Raw genomic sequence first — 16357 nt, forward strand, 5'->3', positions numbered from 1 at the left:
TTCCTCAGTCAAAAATATTCTGATGAAAATCTTCTTCACCACCTTCGGCAGTCCCCGTTGCTATGGCAACCCCGAATGCGATAACTCCCGAAAGGGTAATTCCCTCAGGCATCGCAAAGCGCAGGGGCAGCAAGGGGGGATAGGCAAAAAGATTTGCAGATATCTTCGGAGTCATGGGGTGATGTCCTGCCCATATCATTGTTTTTATATAACAGGTCGGGTGATTATTCCTGTATTAGAAGGAGGAAACGAATGCCAAACCAGAAAGACGGAAAACTTGAACTGTTATCGGACAAGAACAGTGTTCTCGTGCTCGTGGACTACCAGCCCGCGATGTTTGCCGGGGTCGCCTCGGGAGATAAGACGATCATCCGGAACGCGGCAACATGTGCCGCAAAGGCCGCAAGCATCCTTGGCGTCCCGGTCGTACTCTCTGCAATCGGACCCCAGCGCAACGGGGAGTTCATGGCAGACATTACGAAGATCTTCCCGGGCCAGGAAGTGTTTGCCCGGACAGTGCCGAGTTTCGATGCATTCGAGGACGAAAAGACCTGGAATGCATTCAAAAAGACAGGCAGGAAAAAAGTGGTCATCTCGGGGCTCTGGACCAGCATGTGCTTTGCCTACACCGCACTCCATGCCCTGAAGGAAGGGTATGAAGTGTACGGGCTGATCGACGCAGCCGGGGATTCAACACCGGACGCCCACAAGTACGGGATCAAGAGGATGCTGCAGGCCGGGGTGATTCCCATCACTACCGAGTCCCTTGTCTCGGAGTGGATGCACGACTGGGGCAACCCGAAGTCCATGGATCTGGTAAAAGAAGTATATGCAAAGTACGGGGCTATGATCGGGTTCCAGTAGTGGCAGGGCAGGAGAGCCCGGTTGATACTCATGACGGGACGCCCGCCTGAGTGGCGTACCGGTAGCACCCTTTTGGCACGGTCATCCCGAACCGTGCCCATTTTCCATAGATTCCGGTTTCGGCAATCGTAATGCCGGTGATCGAGAGAATCTCTGGGTGGCTGGGGAACTGTATTGTCTGCCTGATCCTTGTTCCCGCGATACTGTACATCTTCACACCCATCGTGAGAACGCACGAGCTCTTTGTCAGAGACTACTGGAACTGAACCGGGTCTGTCATCACTGCCGTCCCCCCGGGATATGCAGGGTGCTTCGGCCATAGATCTGGCCGGCCCCGGGGATTCCCGGGAGATGCCACCGGGAAACCTGATAATCCGGAAGATCCTTACACATTCTCAGTGATACTATGGAGATTGTACCGGGCATCCACCAGGTGGACGGGGTCAACGGGAACAGTTACATCCTCGTCCGCGACGGCCTGACCGTAATCGATACCGGCATTCCGGGGAGCGGGAAGAAGATCCTTGCCTATATCCGGGAAACGCTGCACCGCAATCCGCGGGAGATCAGGACCATCATCATCACCCATTTCCACATGGACCATATCGGTGGCGTATCAGCGATTAAAAAAGAGGCTCCCGACGTGAAGGTCGCGGTAGGCGACGCCGATGCCGGGTATGTCACCGGAGCACTCGCCCTGCCCGTTCACCCGGGATTCCGCGGACTCCTGCTTCGTATCGTGGGCCTGGTCATGAAACCGGGTGCCTTCAAACCTGATCTTCTCCTTAAGGACCGGGACAGGATCGACGGACTCACCTGCATCGCCATCCCGGGCCATACACCCGGCAGCATCGGGCTGCTGGATGAGGCGACCGGGACATTCTTTGCCGGCGACATCCTCAGGTATGACGGGACGACTCTTGCCGAAGGGCCGGCACCGTTCACTATGGACCTGTCCCGTTCGCGCCAGTCAATCCGTGCCATTGGAGGTCTTGACTTTGACCTCCTTCTCACGGGGCATGGCGTACCGCTCCGGCCCGGGGCATCAGCTGCAGTGCGGGCGTTCGCAGGTACGCTGCCGCCTGCCGACGGGTGATTCTCAGTACCGCACCATAGTGGGAAAATGGATTTGCCGGGGAAAAATCTGCTTCCTGATCAGAGAAACCGAACGATGCCCTCGCGCAGGAAGGAGCGCCAGGATCACTCAATCCAGCCGTGCAACACGATATTTTTGATAAACGGGTTTTCGGACAGGTTGCTCAGAATTCCCCGGATAATGCAGACGGTCCCGTCATTCTTCTCAAATTTCATCCGTAGCGGTTTCACCTGCCCGGGGTGGGCAAGCACCTCGGAGAAGACCTGTTTTGCCAGCTGCACATCGGTGATGACAATATATGCAAACAATGTCTTGTCGAGAATGACATTCAGGGAATACCCCAGTGCATGCCGGAGCGATGCGCTCTGGCGGGAGAATGTGCCGTCCGCGTTCAGGAAGGCCACCACCTCCGCAGTATCCTCGATAAGCGAGCGGAAGTACTCGGCATTGTGCAGTTGCTGGTCGTCAGCCTGTTTCGTCTCCGTGATATCCCGGATACCCGCTGCATACATGGTCACGGTTCCCGAGGGTTCATACACCGGGTAAATACGTACATCATACCAGTTCCGGTGCAGATTCTCCACGGCCTGGATACCTGTCCTCCCCTGGGGATCCAGCTGCCAGCAGGCCATCAGCGGGGTGAAGATCTTCCTGCCGACCAGTTCATAGGCACTCGTACCGATCAGCTGCTCAATCGTCATACCGGTCATTTCTGCCAGGGCATCGTTTGCGCAGAGGAGCTTTCCGTTGGCGTCAAGAAGGTACAGGGCATCCCGGCTTGCGTTGATGAGTAAACTCGTCCTTTTCTCGCTTTCCTGCAGGGCCTGTTCCATCCGGTGCTTGTAAAGCGCCATCTCGATCGCGGACTGGAGGGAGCGGTCATCGTATGGCTTTATGAGGTATCCGTACGGTTCGGCCACTTTCGCCCGGTCAAAAAGCTCCTTGTCCGCGTGGGCAGAGAGAAAAATGACCGGTATATTCCAACGGGAACGGACCTCAATAGCAGTCTCGATCCCGTCAAGCTGGCCGGCAAGGTGGATATCCATAAGGATAAGAGCCGGGGGGGCAGACGGGATCTTCTCCAGGGCACGTTCCCCGGTCTTCTCGTGCCCTGCAACCGCATACCCGAGGCTTTCGAGGGTCAGCCGGAGATCCTCTGCCACGATCAGCTCGTCTTCAACAAGGAAAATTGCCGGGACGGGCCCCATGGCATTACCGGTATCCCATGGCAGCACCGAGAAGGTTGGTCGTGATTCGCAATGCCTCGATTTCATCATTGGACCGTTCCTGATCGGTATTGTTGAAGAACCCGATGAAACCCCAGAGGGTGTCCCGGATGAATACCGGGAGGATTACGCCGGATTCGCATCCAAGCAGGGCAAAGAACTTCTTCTCGGGATCGGCGCACGTCCTGGCGGATACGGTAATCACCTCGCCTTTGTGGAGCAGGTCCTGCCAGCGTAAGATACCCGCGGAAGAGAAGGTTGCCTCACGGAGTTCGGCTTTGTACAGGTTCGGCAATACTCCTGCACCTGTCCATTCGTATTTCATATGGAACGATACTGCATCGCCAGAACCTGCCGTAACCTGGAATATCCCGATAGAGCTGGCTTTCAGTGCAAGCCCGATCGGTTCAAGAATGTCCCGGAAATCGGATGGATTGAAGTCCCGGACCTGCCCTTTATCATGAATATCCGAACGAGTGACCCGGAGGAGCCATTCTACAGCAGAACTGACCGCAAAAAGGATGTCGTCCCGTTTCCTGATCTCGCGCTCGATCTGGTGCTTGTAGAGTGCCATCTCGATCACGGAATGCAGTTCACGCTCGTCATAGGGTTTGAGAACATACCCGTACGGTTCGGTCACTTTCGCCCGGTCGAGCAGCGGTTTGTCGGCGTAGGCCGTGAGGTAGATCACCGGGATGTCGCAGAGCACATGGATCTTTCCCGCGGCTTCGACGCCATCCATCTTGCCGGCCAGATGGATATCCATCAGGACAAGATCCGGACGGGTCTTCTGGATCTCCTCAACGGCAGTCTCACCGGATTTGGCAATTCCTGTTACTGCATACCCAAGACTCAGGAGAGTCTCTTTGATGTCGCTTGCAACAATCGATTCGTCTTCCACAATAAATATCGCTGGTTTATCCATTGTTCACCTGTCACCTTCTCGTTTTTCCCGGAAATTCCGCTCTTCTGCCGCCACGCATGCGGGGCGGTGTCTCGTTCATCAGGGTTTACACGGAGTGTCTCCCTCCCGGATCCGGGTCACTGGCTGCAGGCGGGAGTACAATACCCAGTTCCTGTCCCAGTTGTGCGAGCCGGGACTCCAGCTGAGAGGGGAGGCAGGTGTCGGTGTCCCGGCGGTCACGGAAACGTCCTGACAGTTTTTGCGTGATCCTGACCTTGCGCTGGAGCGATATATACTCACGGATCTGGTCCGGGTCCGCCCCGCGACCCCTGAGTCCCTCCACAACGCCGGTCATCCGTGCATTCGTTTCGATTGCCTGCCGGACGGATGCGGGGATAATCTGCAGATCCACCGGTTTCATGACAAAGTCGTCTGTTTCACCCCCGTATTTCTGGATCTCCTCCTGCGTCGGAAGTTTTGCCGTCACTATCATCACCGGGACCGCCCGTGTCTTTGGATTGTCCCGGATAGCAAGGAGCGTCTCCCAGCCATCCATGGGCTCCATCATGAGATCGAGGAGAATGAGGTCGGGGGTGATCGTCGCCAGCAGGGCAATACCCTTCTCTCCTCCTTCGGCAGTATGAACGGTAAATCCCTGTGTTGTCAGGAACCGGGAAAACGTATCAAGGATGGGGGGATCGTCATCGATGATCAGGAGGGTCTGCGGCACGGTTCAGGCCTCCCGTGTTTTGTCCGTTTGCGCATCCGGTTCATCAGGCTGGCCGTGGTGATAATGCCTGTAGAGGAAGCGCCGGACTTTTTCCGATTCCACCCACCCGTGATCGAGGCGGGTGACGAGGTTGTCGATCTGCATGACCTGTTCTACGATCCTGGATTTGGACTGTTCGCAATCGAGATTGATGTACCCCAGGATTGCCTGGAGGGGGTTGCGGATCTTGTCGTTGAGGATCTGGAACTGCTCCATGTTCCGGTCGATCTGGGCGATCCCCTGCTCGTGCATCCGCTGTTCGATCAGCTTGAGATCGGTGATATCGTGGTACTGGATCATGATCCGGGAAATGGCGTGGCCCGGCTCCGGGAGGGGGGAGAGCACTACTTCAAACCACCGGTCGCCTTCGCTCTCTTCGTACTGCAGGGTCCGGCACTGTCGTATCGTTTCCACGAGATGCTCCCGTATCCGGGCAGGAAGCCCCCGCGGGATATGCGAGAGGATATCCGAACCGATGAGGGCGGCGGGACTCTGGCCGAGGCGCTGGGCCATGGATTCATTCAGGGCGATGATTCTCTGTTCCGGGTCGAGGAGAAGGATCGCATCGGGAATTGCGTTCGCCAGTGCCCTGATTGTCCGCTCGTTTTCCCGGGTCTTCTTCTCCATGCGGTGCTTGTACAGGGCCATCTCTATAATGGAGTGGAGTTCCCGCTCGTCATAGGGTTTGACAAGATAACCATAGGGTTCGGTCACCTTTGCCCGGTCGAGGTTTATGTCATCTGCATGGGCAGTGAGAAAGATGACCGGGATCCCGAGATGGGTATGGATCCATTCCGCTGTCTCAATGCCGTCCATGGTTCCCGCGAGCTGGACGTCCATCAGGACGAGGTCGGTAAAATGTGCCGGCACCTGGTGGATAGCAGTTTCACCCGTCTGTGCTATCCCGGCAACCGTGTAACCCAGGTTCTCCAGCGTCAGGCGTATATCATCCGCTACGATCAGCTCATCTTCAACAATGAAGATGGATGCGTCTGACATGGAACAATTCCCGGATTCAGCCGAACAATGAGTCACTATACAGGTTAATAAATGTTGTTCCCTTTATAGTGACCCGGAATACGATCATTGGGGATAAAAATACAGCCGGAAAAAACGTGAAGATTATGTGAGATACAGAGATGAGTCTCTTCACCGTTGCCGACCTGAATGTGTCGGATCCGGGACCCGGGGGACCGGTTGTTCAGGTCTGCCGTTCCCTCAGGACAAAGACCCTGCATACGGACTGGTCTTCGTACACCACCGGTGAACTTTTCAGCAGGGTCTTGATCCGCATCTTGTACTTGTTGACACCGGTGAAGCTCCCGTTCCAGACCTTCTTCTTATCTATATAGAAGGCATCGGCATCCATGGAAAACGGGTCTCCGGGGTCCTGGAGCATGCGGATATGCTGCTTTTTGATCTCTGCAGGAGTGTACCCGAACCTCTTGACAAACGATCGGTTCACATAGAAAATGTAGCCCTCCATGTCCGTTACAATCACCATGTCGTCCATGGATTCGATCATCGCGGCATACAGGACGAGGGACTGGTTCTTGTTGGCCTGCTGCTCGATCAGGGTTGTCAGGTCGAGTTCCCGCTGTTTGATGTCGGATATATCGTAGCTGTGGACTGCGCAGCGGGAGATCCGGTTCTGCATATCCTTGAGGGGATAGATGGTATGGGCGAGCCACTTGCCATTGAATTCCTCGGAGAACCGGTACGGGGTCTCGTCGTAGAAGTGCTCGAGGATGACCCCCACGAGTTTCCCGGAGATGATGCCGGCATAGGCAAACCGTTCGAGTTTCTGGCGGTACTGGGCTTGTTCCATGGCCGGCCGCTGGGAAACGAACGCATCGTTGATGAAGAGGACATTTGTGTCCCGGTCAACGATGAATACGGGTTCGGTATTGGTGTTCACGAGCGACCGGATCAGCTGCTCCTGGTCCCGGACCTGTTCATCAATCCGGTACTTGTGGAGTGCGATCTCGATCGTTGACTTCAGGTCCCGTTCATCGAACGGTTTCAGGATATACCCGTAGGGTTCGGTCGCCTTTGCCCGCTCGAGAACCGGTGTGTCAGAATTCGCTGTCAGATAGACAACAGGGATATTATGCGTTTCCCGGATTCTGGCGGCCGTCTCGATCCCATCCAGTTTGCCGGCAAGCTGGATGTCCATCAGGATGATGTCGGGCTTTGCTTCCCCGATCTTCTCCAGGGCGATCTCCCCTGACCGGGCCATTCCGGTGACTTCGTACCCAAGATGCTGCAATGCATCCCTGATATCGCTTGCCACAATGGATTCATCCTCCACAATAAAAACAGCCGGGCCGGTCACGATCTGGTTCCCCACTCATGGCTTTTCGCGGACCGTGATGATAAACGTTGTTCCTTGATCTTCTGATACAGCGATAGTCCCGTCGATCTGGTCGGCGAGGATATTCACGAGCCGGAGGCCCAGGGAGGTGGCATTCTTCCAGTCATAACCCGGGGGCATGCCGACACCGTCGTCTTTTACCGAGATGGTAAGGAGCTGGTCAACAAGGCCACCGGAGATTACGAGGGTCCCGTTGCGGTCCCCGGGAAACGCATACTTGAGGGCATTGGATACGAGTTCATTCACGATCAGGCCGATCGGAATGGCCGTGTTGATATCGATCGTGGCCTTGCTGATCTCCACCACGAGCTTCACCCTGCGTGTGTCGGTACTGTAATAAGAGAAGAGCTGGAACGCGAGGAACCGGAGATACTCTGCAAGGTCGATGCGGGAGAGGCTCTCTGACTGGTAGAGTTTCTCATGGACAAGCGACATTGCCCTGACACGGTTTTTTGTCTCGTTGAGGAACTGCTTGAGCTGCGGGTCGTTCACCTGGCGGAGCTGGAGATTGTTCAGGCTGATGATGATCTGCAGGTTGTTCTTGACCCGGTGGTGGACTTCGCGGAGAAGGATGATCTTCTCCTCCAGTGACGCCTTTATAACATCAGCATCTTTCTTCTGCTGCGTGATGTCGTGTGCAGCGGTGATGATATATTCCACAGCCCCGGTCTCATCCCGTTGTACCCGGGTGTTAGAGAGGATCGGTGTGATTCTCCCGTCAACGTGCCGGACATCGTAGGGAATATCCTTTAATGCCCCCTCGCGGAGGAGCCGGGCGAAATTTGTCTCGGCATCGTTGTTGGCGATGAGGTACAAATTGTACGAGGTCCCGATCAGTTTTTCGCGGGGGAGACCGGTCATCTGTTCGGTAGTGGCATTCACATCCTGGAGAATACCCTTTGCATCGAGAATCACCATGAGGTCGGGATTTGCCTCGATCACGTTCCGCGTATGCCGGAGCGTGTCTTTGACTTTCTGCTCCGCATTCCGCCGCTGGATTACTTCCTCTTCAAGCGCGTGCGTCCTCTCTTTCACCAGGGTTTCCAGGTGAGCATTGATACGGGCGAGTTCAGCTTCCGTCTCTTTGATCCTCGTGATATCCCGCATGGACTCGATTGCACCGATGATCTTTCCATCCTGGTCCAGGAGGGGGGATGCCACCAGCGAGAGGGTGATCTTCTTCCCGGAGTGGATCACGTCTGTTTCAGCCATGATCGTATGCCCTTCCTCGATGATTCCCCGGTAATCGACCCTGCCATAATCCTTATCCGGATCCTGTACAAGGTTGATCAGGATAGGACGCCGTTTTCCGTCCATCCAGAGGCTGTATTCATAGTCCCCTTTCCCGACAATCTCCGCAGCAGGTACCCCGCTGAGCTGTTCGAGCGCCCGGTTCCATGCAAGCACTTTCCCCTCCGCATCAATGACAAACGTAGGATCTGGCAGGAAACTGATGATGTCTGCGAAGATCTGCCGGGATTCCAAAAGCGCGTCTTCCATCACTTTGCGTTCAGTAATGTCCTGGTTTGCACCAAATGTCCGGATTACCCTTCCCTGCGCATCCATAACCGGGGCGTACCTCGCAATAATGGTACGAATCTCCCCGCCCCTCCGGATAATCCGGTGTTCCATCTGGCCCCGGTAGAGAGGATCCCTGGTTTCCAGTATCTTACGGATCTCCTCCGCGACCGTGGAAATGTCGTCAGGATGGACAAATTCGCGGGCATAGGTCTCTGCAGAAATCCGGTGCCCCCCTTCCCGTTCAGCAGTCGTCCCGAAAAAGGAGTAAAACCGATCGTCGAACGTGAACATCCTGTCCGCAACATCAAACTCCCAGTTCACGATATGGGCGAGGTCCAGGGCATTGGCCAGCTGCAGCTGGTTCTGCCGGAGCACTTCTTCCGCCCGCTTGTGCTCGGTGATGTCGCGCCCGATACCGAGCACGCCGATAAGTGTACCCGTACTGTCATACATTGGCGTCTTTGTAGTATCCAGCAGGGCACGATGGCCATCATCAGCGAAGGTGATCCATTCTTCGTTGCCGGTGGGTCTGCCCGCCGCCATGGCCTTGCGATCATTCTCCCGGAAGGAATCGGCAAGTTCCCTGTTTACAAAGTCGTAATCGGTTTTTCCGACGATGTCTGCTTCCCGGGCCCCGAAAAAGCGTTCGAACATCGGGTTACAGGAGAGATAGACACCGTCCTTGTCTTTCAGCCAGATCAGGTCCGGGATCGTCTGCACCAGCGTATGCAGGCGCCCCTCACTCCTCCGTAGCGCCTCTTCTACGCGCTTACGTTCGGTGATATCCCTTATTGATCCCTGAAAACCGATGATAGTGCCGGACGGGTCTTTCCGGACAACCGTAGTGATGATAGTATTGATGATAGTCCCGTCTTTCTTCTGTAAATCAACCGGGTATTCAAACGAATATCCTTTTTCCCGGATATACCGGATATGTGCGGTCCTGTCCGCAGGATTCGCGTACACAAGAGTGATGTCGGTCGCCAGCAGATCTTCCCTGCTGTCATACCCGAATAATTCGACCGCGGCATCGTTGAAATCCTCCCATCGGCCTTCCGGAGTGCTGATGAAAACACAATCCCGCGAAGTGATGAAGAACGCACGATATTTTTCATTGCTCTCCCGGGACGCGAGTTCTGCCAGTTTCCGCTCGGTTGTATCCTGCGATGTGCCAAACAGTTCCGTAATACTGTTATCGGGACTTCTTCTGGGGAATCCCTGTGTCTGTACATAGTGGAGCGACCCGTCAGGAAAGATGACCCGGATTTCGATATCATAGGGTGTGCCGGAGATCGCTCCCTGGACTGCATCTTTGAACTTTTTCCAGTCATCAGGGTGAATGAAATCCCGGTGCTGCGAGTATTGGGGAACACCTTTCCCGGGATCCTGCCCCAAAACAACGAACATCACATCGGACCATACGGGGATTCCGCTGGACACATCGTAGCTCCAGTACCCGATCTTCGCCATACGCTGGGCAAGGGACATCTGGGCATTCTGCAGGGATAACTGCGATTCCAGATTTTTCCGTGCGGTGACATCAATCCCGATTGCAACAAAACCGGACGGCCTGCCCTGTTCCCCGGGGATCGCGCGGGTGTTCCAGGAGATCGTCTTCTGACCACCGCTTTTTGTCCTGATGACGGTCTCGAAATTTTCAAAGAACTGGTTGGCGCCGATGACCCGTGTTATTGTGCTGGTGATGGTCTTCCGGTACATGGTATCCGGATACAGGGATTTCCAGATAAGATTCTGCCCCACTACTTCCTGAGCGGTATACCCGCTCATCTCTTCTGCGGCCTTGTTCCATTCAAGGATTCGCCCGCGGGGGTCCAGCACCACGAGCAGGACATTGGCATTCTGGATGATGCTCTGCTGGATCTGGAATTTGTCATGAATGGTATCCAATGACGTGGAAAGGGTTTCAGAAATGTAGGCGATCAATGCGCCGATGATGATGAAGACAATTGCCCGTTCAGCTGCGTCTGTGAGGGAGGAGGTATCGCCGTGCGTAAACAGGATGACAAGGGTCAGATACGCGAGGCTCAGGAGGAGCACGAGGTAAAAACCCGTTTTCCGGTAATGGTACGCGATGATGACGATCAGGATGTAGTAAAGATTCGGGAAGATGGTGGTAATTCCATGGGACAGGCACCAGACCGTAAACGTGATGACCACAAAGGATAACGCAAGGATCGAACCCAGCCAGATGTTCTCGGTTATCCCGAAACCGGACAAGTCCATTTTCTTCATGGAAGACTCCTGTTACCGGCCTTTCCGGCAGATTTTCCCTGCAGGTACAGGGTTCCCGCGGCCGGTTTATTCTTTCTCATGCAGCACCATCGTAAACTGAGTCCCGGCACTCCGGTCGAGTTCCACGGTCCCGTTCAGCTGGTCGACAAGGGTGTTGACCAGCCGGAGCCCCAGGGATTTTGTGTTTTTCCAGTCGAGAGTTTCCGGAATCCCTGCGCCATTGTCCCTGAACTGGATGTGCAGGGCCTGATCTTCTTTCCTGACGGTGATCGTGATCTCTCCGGTTCTCCCGTCGGGGAAGGCATATTTCAGGGAGTTGGAGATCAGTTCATTGATGATCAGTCCCAGCGGGATTGCGGTGTTGATGGTGGCGTCGACATTACCGACATCCAGCGTGAGGCGCACGCCCCGGGATTTTGCACCGTAGAACTGGAACAGGCCGTTGCCGAGGAAACGGATATAATCCTTTATCTGTATCTTCGAGACATTATCTGCCTGGTAGAGCTTCTCGTGGACGAGTGACATGGCCCGGACCCGGTTCTGGCTCTCCTTGATCGCCGCAAGCGTGGCCTCATCCGTGATATAGCGGGACTGGAGGTTTAAGAGACTGATGATGATCTGCAGATTGTTCTTGACCCGGTGGTGGATCTCCTTGATGAGCATCACTTTCTCGTCATAAGCGGCCTTGAGCCTGCTCTCTGCCTCGACGCGCTGGGCATTCTCCTCTTCCAGCGCTTCGTTTGCCTTTGAGAGGGCTTCGGTCCGGTCCTTCACCCGCTGTTCAAGGACGGTGTTGAGCGACCGGATCTCCGACTCCATCAGCCTGCGGTTGGTGATATCGATATTGACACCGGTTAACCGGGCGGGATTTCCCTGCTCATCCATGGCAACGATCTTTCCCCGCCCGAGAATCCAGATCCAATTCCGTTCTTTTGAGAGGAGCCGGTATTCGATCTCGCAGAGAGGGCGCTTCTCCTGGATCTGCTGCCGGAGATCCGGAAGTACATGGTCCCGGTCATCAGGGTGCATGAGAGCTACCCATGCGTCGTACGTGGCAGGAAATTCACCGGGAGTATAACCGAGCATGGTATAGAACCGGTCACTGAAGAACTCTTTGCCGGAGGGAAGATCCCAGTCCCAGAAGGCAGCATCGGCACCTTCGAGCGCCAGCCTGAGCCGCCCCTCGCTCTCACTGATTTCCTGCTCTGCCTGCTTGCGCTGCTGGATCGGGCGGGTGGTAATGACAACCCCGTTCACCCCGGGAACATCGAGAAGATTGACACCGAGGGCATCAACCCAGATATACTCCCCGCCGGCGGTTCTGATCCGGAACTCCGTGGGGATACCGGTATTTGCCCGGTCATATACTGCCTGAAGATCCTTTTTGACAATGTCACGGTCATCGGGATGGATATAGTCCATGGGATCCCTGCCGATCTGGGAGCCGGGCGGATATCCCAGAAGCCGTTCGGCGGAAGGTGACTCGTATACAATACGGCCCTCGCGATCGAGGATCCGTATGATATCAGACGAGTTATGGATGAGTGCACGGAACCGGGTCTCGCTCTGCCGGAGCGCTTCCTCTGCCTTTTTCTTTTCTGAGATATCCTCCATCATGATCAGGGCGACGGGTTCTCCTTTGAAGAGGAACCGGACAAGATTGAGATTTGCATAATAAGGTGTGCCGTCCGGCTGTTTCATGCTGACTTCATAGTCCCGGATCACGCGCTCTTGTGTCAGGCGCTCGAACAACCGGGTCCGGTCTTCCGAAGTGGCATAGTTATCGAGGGTGTTCGTCTCCCGTATCGTGTCGGGAGAAATGCCTGTGATGCGGCACAGGGCATCATTGAAGGCAAGAGGGTGGCCATCGAATGTGACGATCCCGACGCCGATGGGGACATGATCGACCAGCTCCCGGTATTTCATCTCGCTCTCGCGCAGCGCCTCTTCTGCCAGTTTACGTTCGGTAATATCCCGGTTGCTCCCGCGCCGGCCCAGGTATGTCCCGTCACTGGTGTAGATCGGACGGCAGTCATGCCCGATCCAGACCGTCCGGCCATCGCGGGTGATGATGCGGAACTCGATAAAATCCTCCGTACCGGTATTTGTCTGCACTGATTCTGCATGTTCATGGATGAGCCCGAATTCTTCCGGATGCACAATTTTTTCCATGAGATTTGGATCCTGGAGAAAATCATCCGGTTTATACCCGCTGATCCGCTCGCAGGAGGGGGAGATGTATTTGAACTTAGCATCAGGGCCCAGCCAGAACTCCCAGTCATAGGTATAATCAGCGACGGTCCGGAATTTTCTCTCGCTCTCCTCAAGTTCTATTTCAGCGTATTTGCGCTCAGTGATGTCACGGACCATGGAGACAAAAACCTCTTTCCCGAGGATCACAGTATAATGGACACTGATCTCCACATCGATGATAGTCCCATCCTTTCTTGAGTGTCGCGTTTCGAAGGTCATGTGGCCCGCGGTCTTCAGGTCCTTGCCAATCGTACCAAGGTCCAAGCTGCGGTAATCGATATCAAAGTCGGACAGGTCCTTGGCAAGCAGTTCTTCCCGGGTGTACTGGAGCATCCGGCAGGCCGCATCGTTGACTTCGATGAACCTGCCCGGGAAGCCGTGTTCGTCCACTTCGTGGATATGGACGGCGTCGCTGACATTGTTGAAGATCTCCCGGAACTTCTCTTCGCTCTCGCGGAGTTTCTCTTCTGCACGTTTCCGTTCCGTAATATCGGTTGCAAAGATAACGATCTGCTCTACACCCGTGTGATCCTGGTTGAAAACCGGGTAGATCTCATTATGGAGGTATGTGCCTGACCGTTCATCATCAAACCAGGCCGGTTCGCCGGTCTCAAAAACCCGGTCGATAAATGGTTTCCGGGACGCTGCAAGATCCGGGGGAAGAATACTGTAAACATTCTTTCCGGTTACGTCATGAACCCTTGCCCCGATCCGGTTGGCTCCGTCCCGGTTCATCCGGATAATTGTTCCCTGCCGATCCACCAGGGTTAAAATATAGAGAGGGGCGTTGAGGAGCGTTTCAAGGGTGGCATTCTGGCTGCGAAGACTCTCCTCAGCCTGTTTTCGCACCGTGATATCGAGGGAGGCCCCGCTCATCCGCACCGGATCGCCGGCATCAGTATAGAGTGTGCTGCTACTGGATCCGATCCAGCGGACATCTCCTCCGGGAAGGATGATCCGGTACTCGTTCCAGAGCGATGATGCGTGATCCTTTAATGCCCGGTCGATCTTTGCCTGAGCCGGTCCGCGATCATCGGGATGAAGGACAGCACGCCAGGTCTCAAACGTGGGGGTCGCACCGGATGGAAGGCCGAAGAGTCCGAAGAACTCCGGGGACCAGGTCAGCCTGCCGGCCGGGATATCCCAGTCCCATGTCCCGGCATGTGCGGCCTTGAGTGCGATGCCCAGCCACTCGCGGGTTGCCTTGAGAGATTCTTCCATCAGCAGCCGCTGTACCACTTCCCCGACAACCGGTGCAATGTTCTCAAGCACCCGTACAACCCGGAGGGGTACCATGCCCTCGCGGTGGTCGGCGATATGGATGAGACCGGTAATCCGGCCACGCTCCCTGAGGGGTACAAGGGCGACGGATTCATATCCCGCCTGGTTGCAGACGTTTCGCGTGGATCCTTTATCCACTTCCGACACTGTAGCGAGGAAACGCGTAGTGCCGTTCATGTAGAACGACCCGTCCTGCGTGTAAAAGGGGAGCTTCGGATCTGTTGTCCCGGTGATGACATTGATGCACATGCACTTGTCCTCGTGGATCGAGAGGGGGCTCTCGAGCTCGTAGAACTCCCGGGTGAATCCTGTGTAGACACGGTAAGGGATGTGTCCCGTTTCATCAAGGAGACGGATCGCCACAGAGTCGCATCCGGTATAACGATGGACAAGAGCCACCACCTGATTGAGAGTCGGGTTTAGTGCAAGGCCGGCATATGAGGCCCTGAGGATCTCATTTGACAGGATGAGAACCTCATCCATCTGTTTGCGATCCGTGATGTCCCGGATCGTCTCGATTGCGCCAACCGTTTTCCCGGTCGTATCATACAACGGCGAGGCTGCCACCCAGACATACGCTCCCCTGCCACCAAAAGCAGCAGGGACAAACGCTTCGGATACCAGTTTCTCCCCCTCGCGCCGGAAAGACAGGTATTTTTTTTCGGTTTCGACGTCATCCTTGAGGACAAGATCGATCAGGATTGGCCGCCGGTCGCCATACAGGGGAAGACTGTACTCGTGGTCAGCTTTCCCCAGCATATCGCCGGCGGGAACACCGGTGATCTCCTCCATCGCCTTGTTCCATGCAATCACCCGGCCATCGGTGTTTACTGCGAGTACAGCATCCGGGAGGAACCCGATGATATCCGCAAGGCGTTTCTCTGTTTCACGTCTCTCCTGTTCCGCCCGCTGCCTTTGCCGGATGTTTTCCCAGTCGTTGAGCGCATGCCGGGCGATATGAGGCAGATCGCGGAAGGTAGTCGCCGATTTGACCACGTAATCGATCGCCCCGGATTTCATGATCTCCACGGCGAGATGTTCGTCCCCATGGCTGGTCATGATGACAAGGGGGATGGTCACCCTCCCTTCTATCCGGGGGAGGATCTCGATTCCTTTCCCGTCAGGTAACAGCCAGTCAGCGATGATCAGATCCGGGAGGTCGCGCTCAATTACCTGCCTGGCTTCGCGGATATTCACAGCAATGGAGACCCGGAACGTTTCAGGATCTTCCCGGAAAGCCCGGAGAGCGAGATCCTGATGGGCGACATCGTCTTCAAGAATAAGGATGTGGGAAGATTTTGTTCCTGTCCCGGTGTTCATTGCCCTGCCCAGTCCCCGAATTCCTGATCTTCACTCCGGCAGAGGTCTCGCATTCCAGCCAAGCCAGTAAAACCCGAGATCCTTCATCAGGTTCGTGAAGGTCTTGAAGTCGAGGGGTTTTACCACGTAGCTGTTGGCATGGTAATCATAGGACCTGGCAATATCGCTCTCGGCATCGGAGCTGGTAAGGATGACCACGGGTATCCGTAGGAGGGAAGGCGTTGTTTTTATTATTTTCAGCACTTCGAGGCCATCCACCCGGGGCAGACGGAGATCGAGAAGGATAAGATTCGGCCGGGGATTCTTTGCCGGGTCCGCGTATGCCCCGCGACTGAAAAGGTAGTCCAGGGCCTTTTCGCCATCCGGCACATGGTGGATCCTGTTTGCCACCTGCTGGTCACGCATTCCCCTGATCACCAGCTCGGCATGGGCCTCATTGTCCTCGACAAGGAGGATATGCAGAGGTTCCCCGGTAAGATTGGCCATAGGAATCACT

12 protein-coding genes are annotated in these 16357 nt (G+C 55.4%); 2 read left to right on the forward strand and 10 right to left on the reverse strand.

Annotated features, from left to right (window positions below; all coding sequences use genetic code 11):
- Positions 1–4: 4 nt before the first annotated feature.
- Complete coding sequence (locus tag ABSE13_RS02460; protein WP_424026902.1) at positions 5–175, reverse strand: hypothetical protein; 171 nt, start codon at positions 173–175, stop codon at positions 5–7.
- 77 nt (positions 176–252) lie between these two features.
- Between ABSE13_RS02460 and ABSE13_RS02465 the strand changes: the two genes are divergently transcribed.
- Complete coding sequence (locus tag ABSE13_RS02465) at positions 253–864, forward strand: isochorismatase family protein (protein ID WP_424026903.1); 612 nt, start codon at positions 253–255, stop codon at positions 862–864.
- 28 nt (positions 865–892) lie between these two features.
- Here ABSE13_RS02465 and ABSE13_RS02470 read toward each other — a convergent pair whose 3' ends face one another.
- Complete coding sequence (locus ABSE13_RS02470; RefSeq protein ID WP_424026904.1) at positions 893–1075, reverse strand: hypothetical protein; 183 nt, start codon at positions 1073–1075, stop codon at positions 893–895.
- Positions 1076–1270: 195 nt separating this feature from the next.
- Here ABSE13_RS02470 and ABSE13_RS02475 point away from each other — a divergent pair, with 195 nt between their 5' ends.
- Entirely contained in the window at positions 1271–1960 is a 690-nt protein-coding gene (locus ABSE13_RS02475; RefSeq protein WP_424026905.1) for an MBL fold metallo-hydrolase, read from the forward strand.
- Positions 1961–2064: 104 nt separating this feature from the next.
- Here the strand turns inward: ABSE13_RS02475 and ABSE13_RS02480 are convergent, their stop codons facing one another.
- From ABSE13_RS02480 to ABSE13_RS02515, 8 genes are all read right to left on the reverse strand, one after another.
- Complete coding sequence (locus ABSE13_RS02480) at positions 2065–3237, reverse strand: PAS domain S-box protein (protein WP_424026906.1); 1173 nt, start codon at positions 3235–3237, stop codon at positions 2065–2067.
- Complete coding sequence (locus ABSE13_RS02485; protein ID WP_424026907.1) at positions 3173–4111, reverse strand: response regulator; 939 nt, start codon at positions 4109–4111, stop codon at positions 3173–3175. The genes ABSE13_RS02480 and ABSE13_RS02485 overlap by 65 nt, the downstream gene beginning before the upstream one ends.
- Before the next feature lie 85 nt (positions 4112–4196).
- On the reverse strand, positions 4197–4820 hold the full coding sequence (locus ABSE13_RS02490; RefSeq protein WP_424026908.1) for a response regulator: 624 nt from the start codon (positions 4818–4820) through the stop codon (positions 4197–4199).
- 3 nt (positions 4821–4823) lie between these two features.
- Positions 4824–5858, reverse strand: a complete 1035-nt coding sequence (locus tag ABSE13_RS02495) for a response regulator (protein ID WP_424026909.1) — start codon at positions 5856–5858, stop codon at positions 4824–4826.
- Between the two features lie 202 nt (positions 5859–6060).
- Positions 6061–7209: a response regulator gene (locus ABSE13_RS02500; protein ID WP_424026910.1), complete on the reverse strand. Its 1149-nt coding sequence runs from the start codon at positions 7207–7209 to the stop codon at positions 6061–6063.
- Positions 7210–11007 carry a PAS domain S-box protein gene (locus ABSE13_RS02505; RefSeq protein WP_424026911.1) on the reverse strand — a complete coding sequence of 1266 codons (3798 nt, stop codon included), beginning with the start codon at positions 11005–11007 and terminating at the stop codon, positions 7210–7212. It abuts the gene before it with no gap.
- 66 nt (positions 11008–11073) lie between these two features.
- A complete protein-coding gene (locus ABSE13_RS02510; protein ID WP_424026912.1) occupies positions 11074–15861 on the reverse strand; it encodes a PAS domain S-box protein in 4788 nt (1595 codons plus the stop codon).
- A gap of 30 nt (positions 15862–15891) precedes the next feature.
- Entirely contained in the window at positions 15892–16347 is a 456-nt protein-coding gene (locus tag ABSE13_RS02515; RefSeq protein WP_424026913.1) for a response regulator, read from the reverse strand.
- Positions 16348–16357: the final 10 nt, after the last annotated feature.

This window comes from Methanoregula sp. (genome assembly GCF_049518935.1).
In the GTDB taxonomy this organism is placed as follows: domain Archaea; phylum Halobacteriota; class Methanomicrobia; order Methanomicrobiales; family Methanospirillaceae; genus Methanoregula.

What these genes read in the sequence shown, in the direction of transcription:
- ABSE13_RS02480 (WP_424026906.1), bottom strand. Translation starts at nt 3,237, where the DNA reads ATGATGAAATCGAGGCATTGCGAATCACGACCAACCTTCTCGGTGCTG.
- ABSE13_RS02510 (WP_424026912.1), bottom strand. Translation starts at nt 15,861, where the DNA reads ATGAACACCGGGACAGGAACAAAATCTTCCCACATCCTTATTCTTGAA.
- ABSE13_RS02485 (WP_424026907.1), bottom strand. Translation starts at nt 4,111, where the DNA reads ATGGATAAACCAGCGATATTTATTGTGGAAGACGAATCGATTGTTGCA.
- ABSE13_RS02460 (WP_424026902.1), bottom strand. Translation starts at nt 175, where the DNA reads ATGACTCCGAAGATATCTGCAAATCTTTTTGCCTATCCCCCCTTGCTG.
- ABSE13_RS02515 (WP_424026913.1), bottom strand. Translation starts at nt 16,347, where the DNA reads ATGGCCAATCTTACCGGGGAACCTCTGCATATCCTCCTTGTCGAGGAC.
- ABSE13_RS02475 (WP_424026905.1), top strand. Translation starts at nt 1,271, where the DNA reads ATGGAGATTGTACCGGGCATCCACCAGGTGGACGGGGTCAACGGGAAC.
- ABSE13_RS02470 (WP_424026904.1), bottom strand. Translation starts at nt 1,075, where the DNA reads ATGTACAGTATCGCGGGAACAAGGATCAGGCAGACAATACAGTTCCCC.
- ABSE13_RS02505 (WP_424026911.1), bottom strand. Translation starts at nt 11,007, where the DNA reads ATGAAGAAAATGGACTTGTCCGGTTTCGGGATAACCGAGAACATCTGG.
- ABSE13_RS02495 (WP_424026909.1), bottom strand. Translation starts at nt 5,858, where the DNA reads ATGTCAGACGCATCCATCTTCATTGTTGAAGATGAGCTGATCGTAGCG.
- ABSE13_RS02465 (WP_424026903.1), top strand. Translation starts at nt 253, where the DNA reads ATGCCAAACCAGAAAGACGGAAAACTTGAACTGTTATCGGACAAGAAC.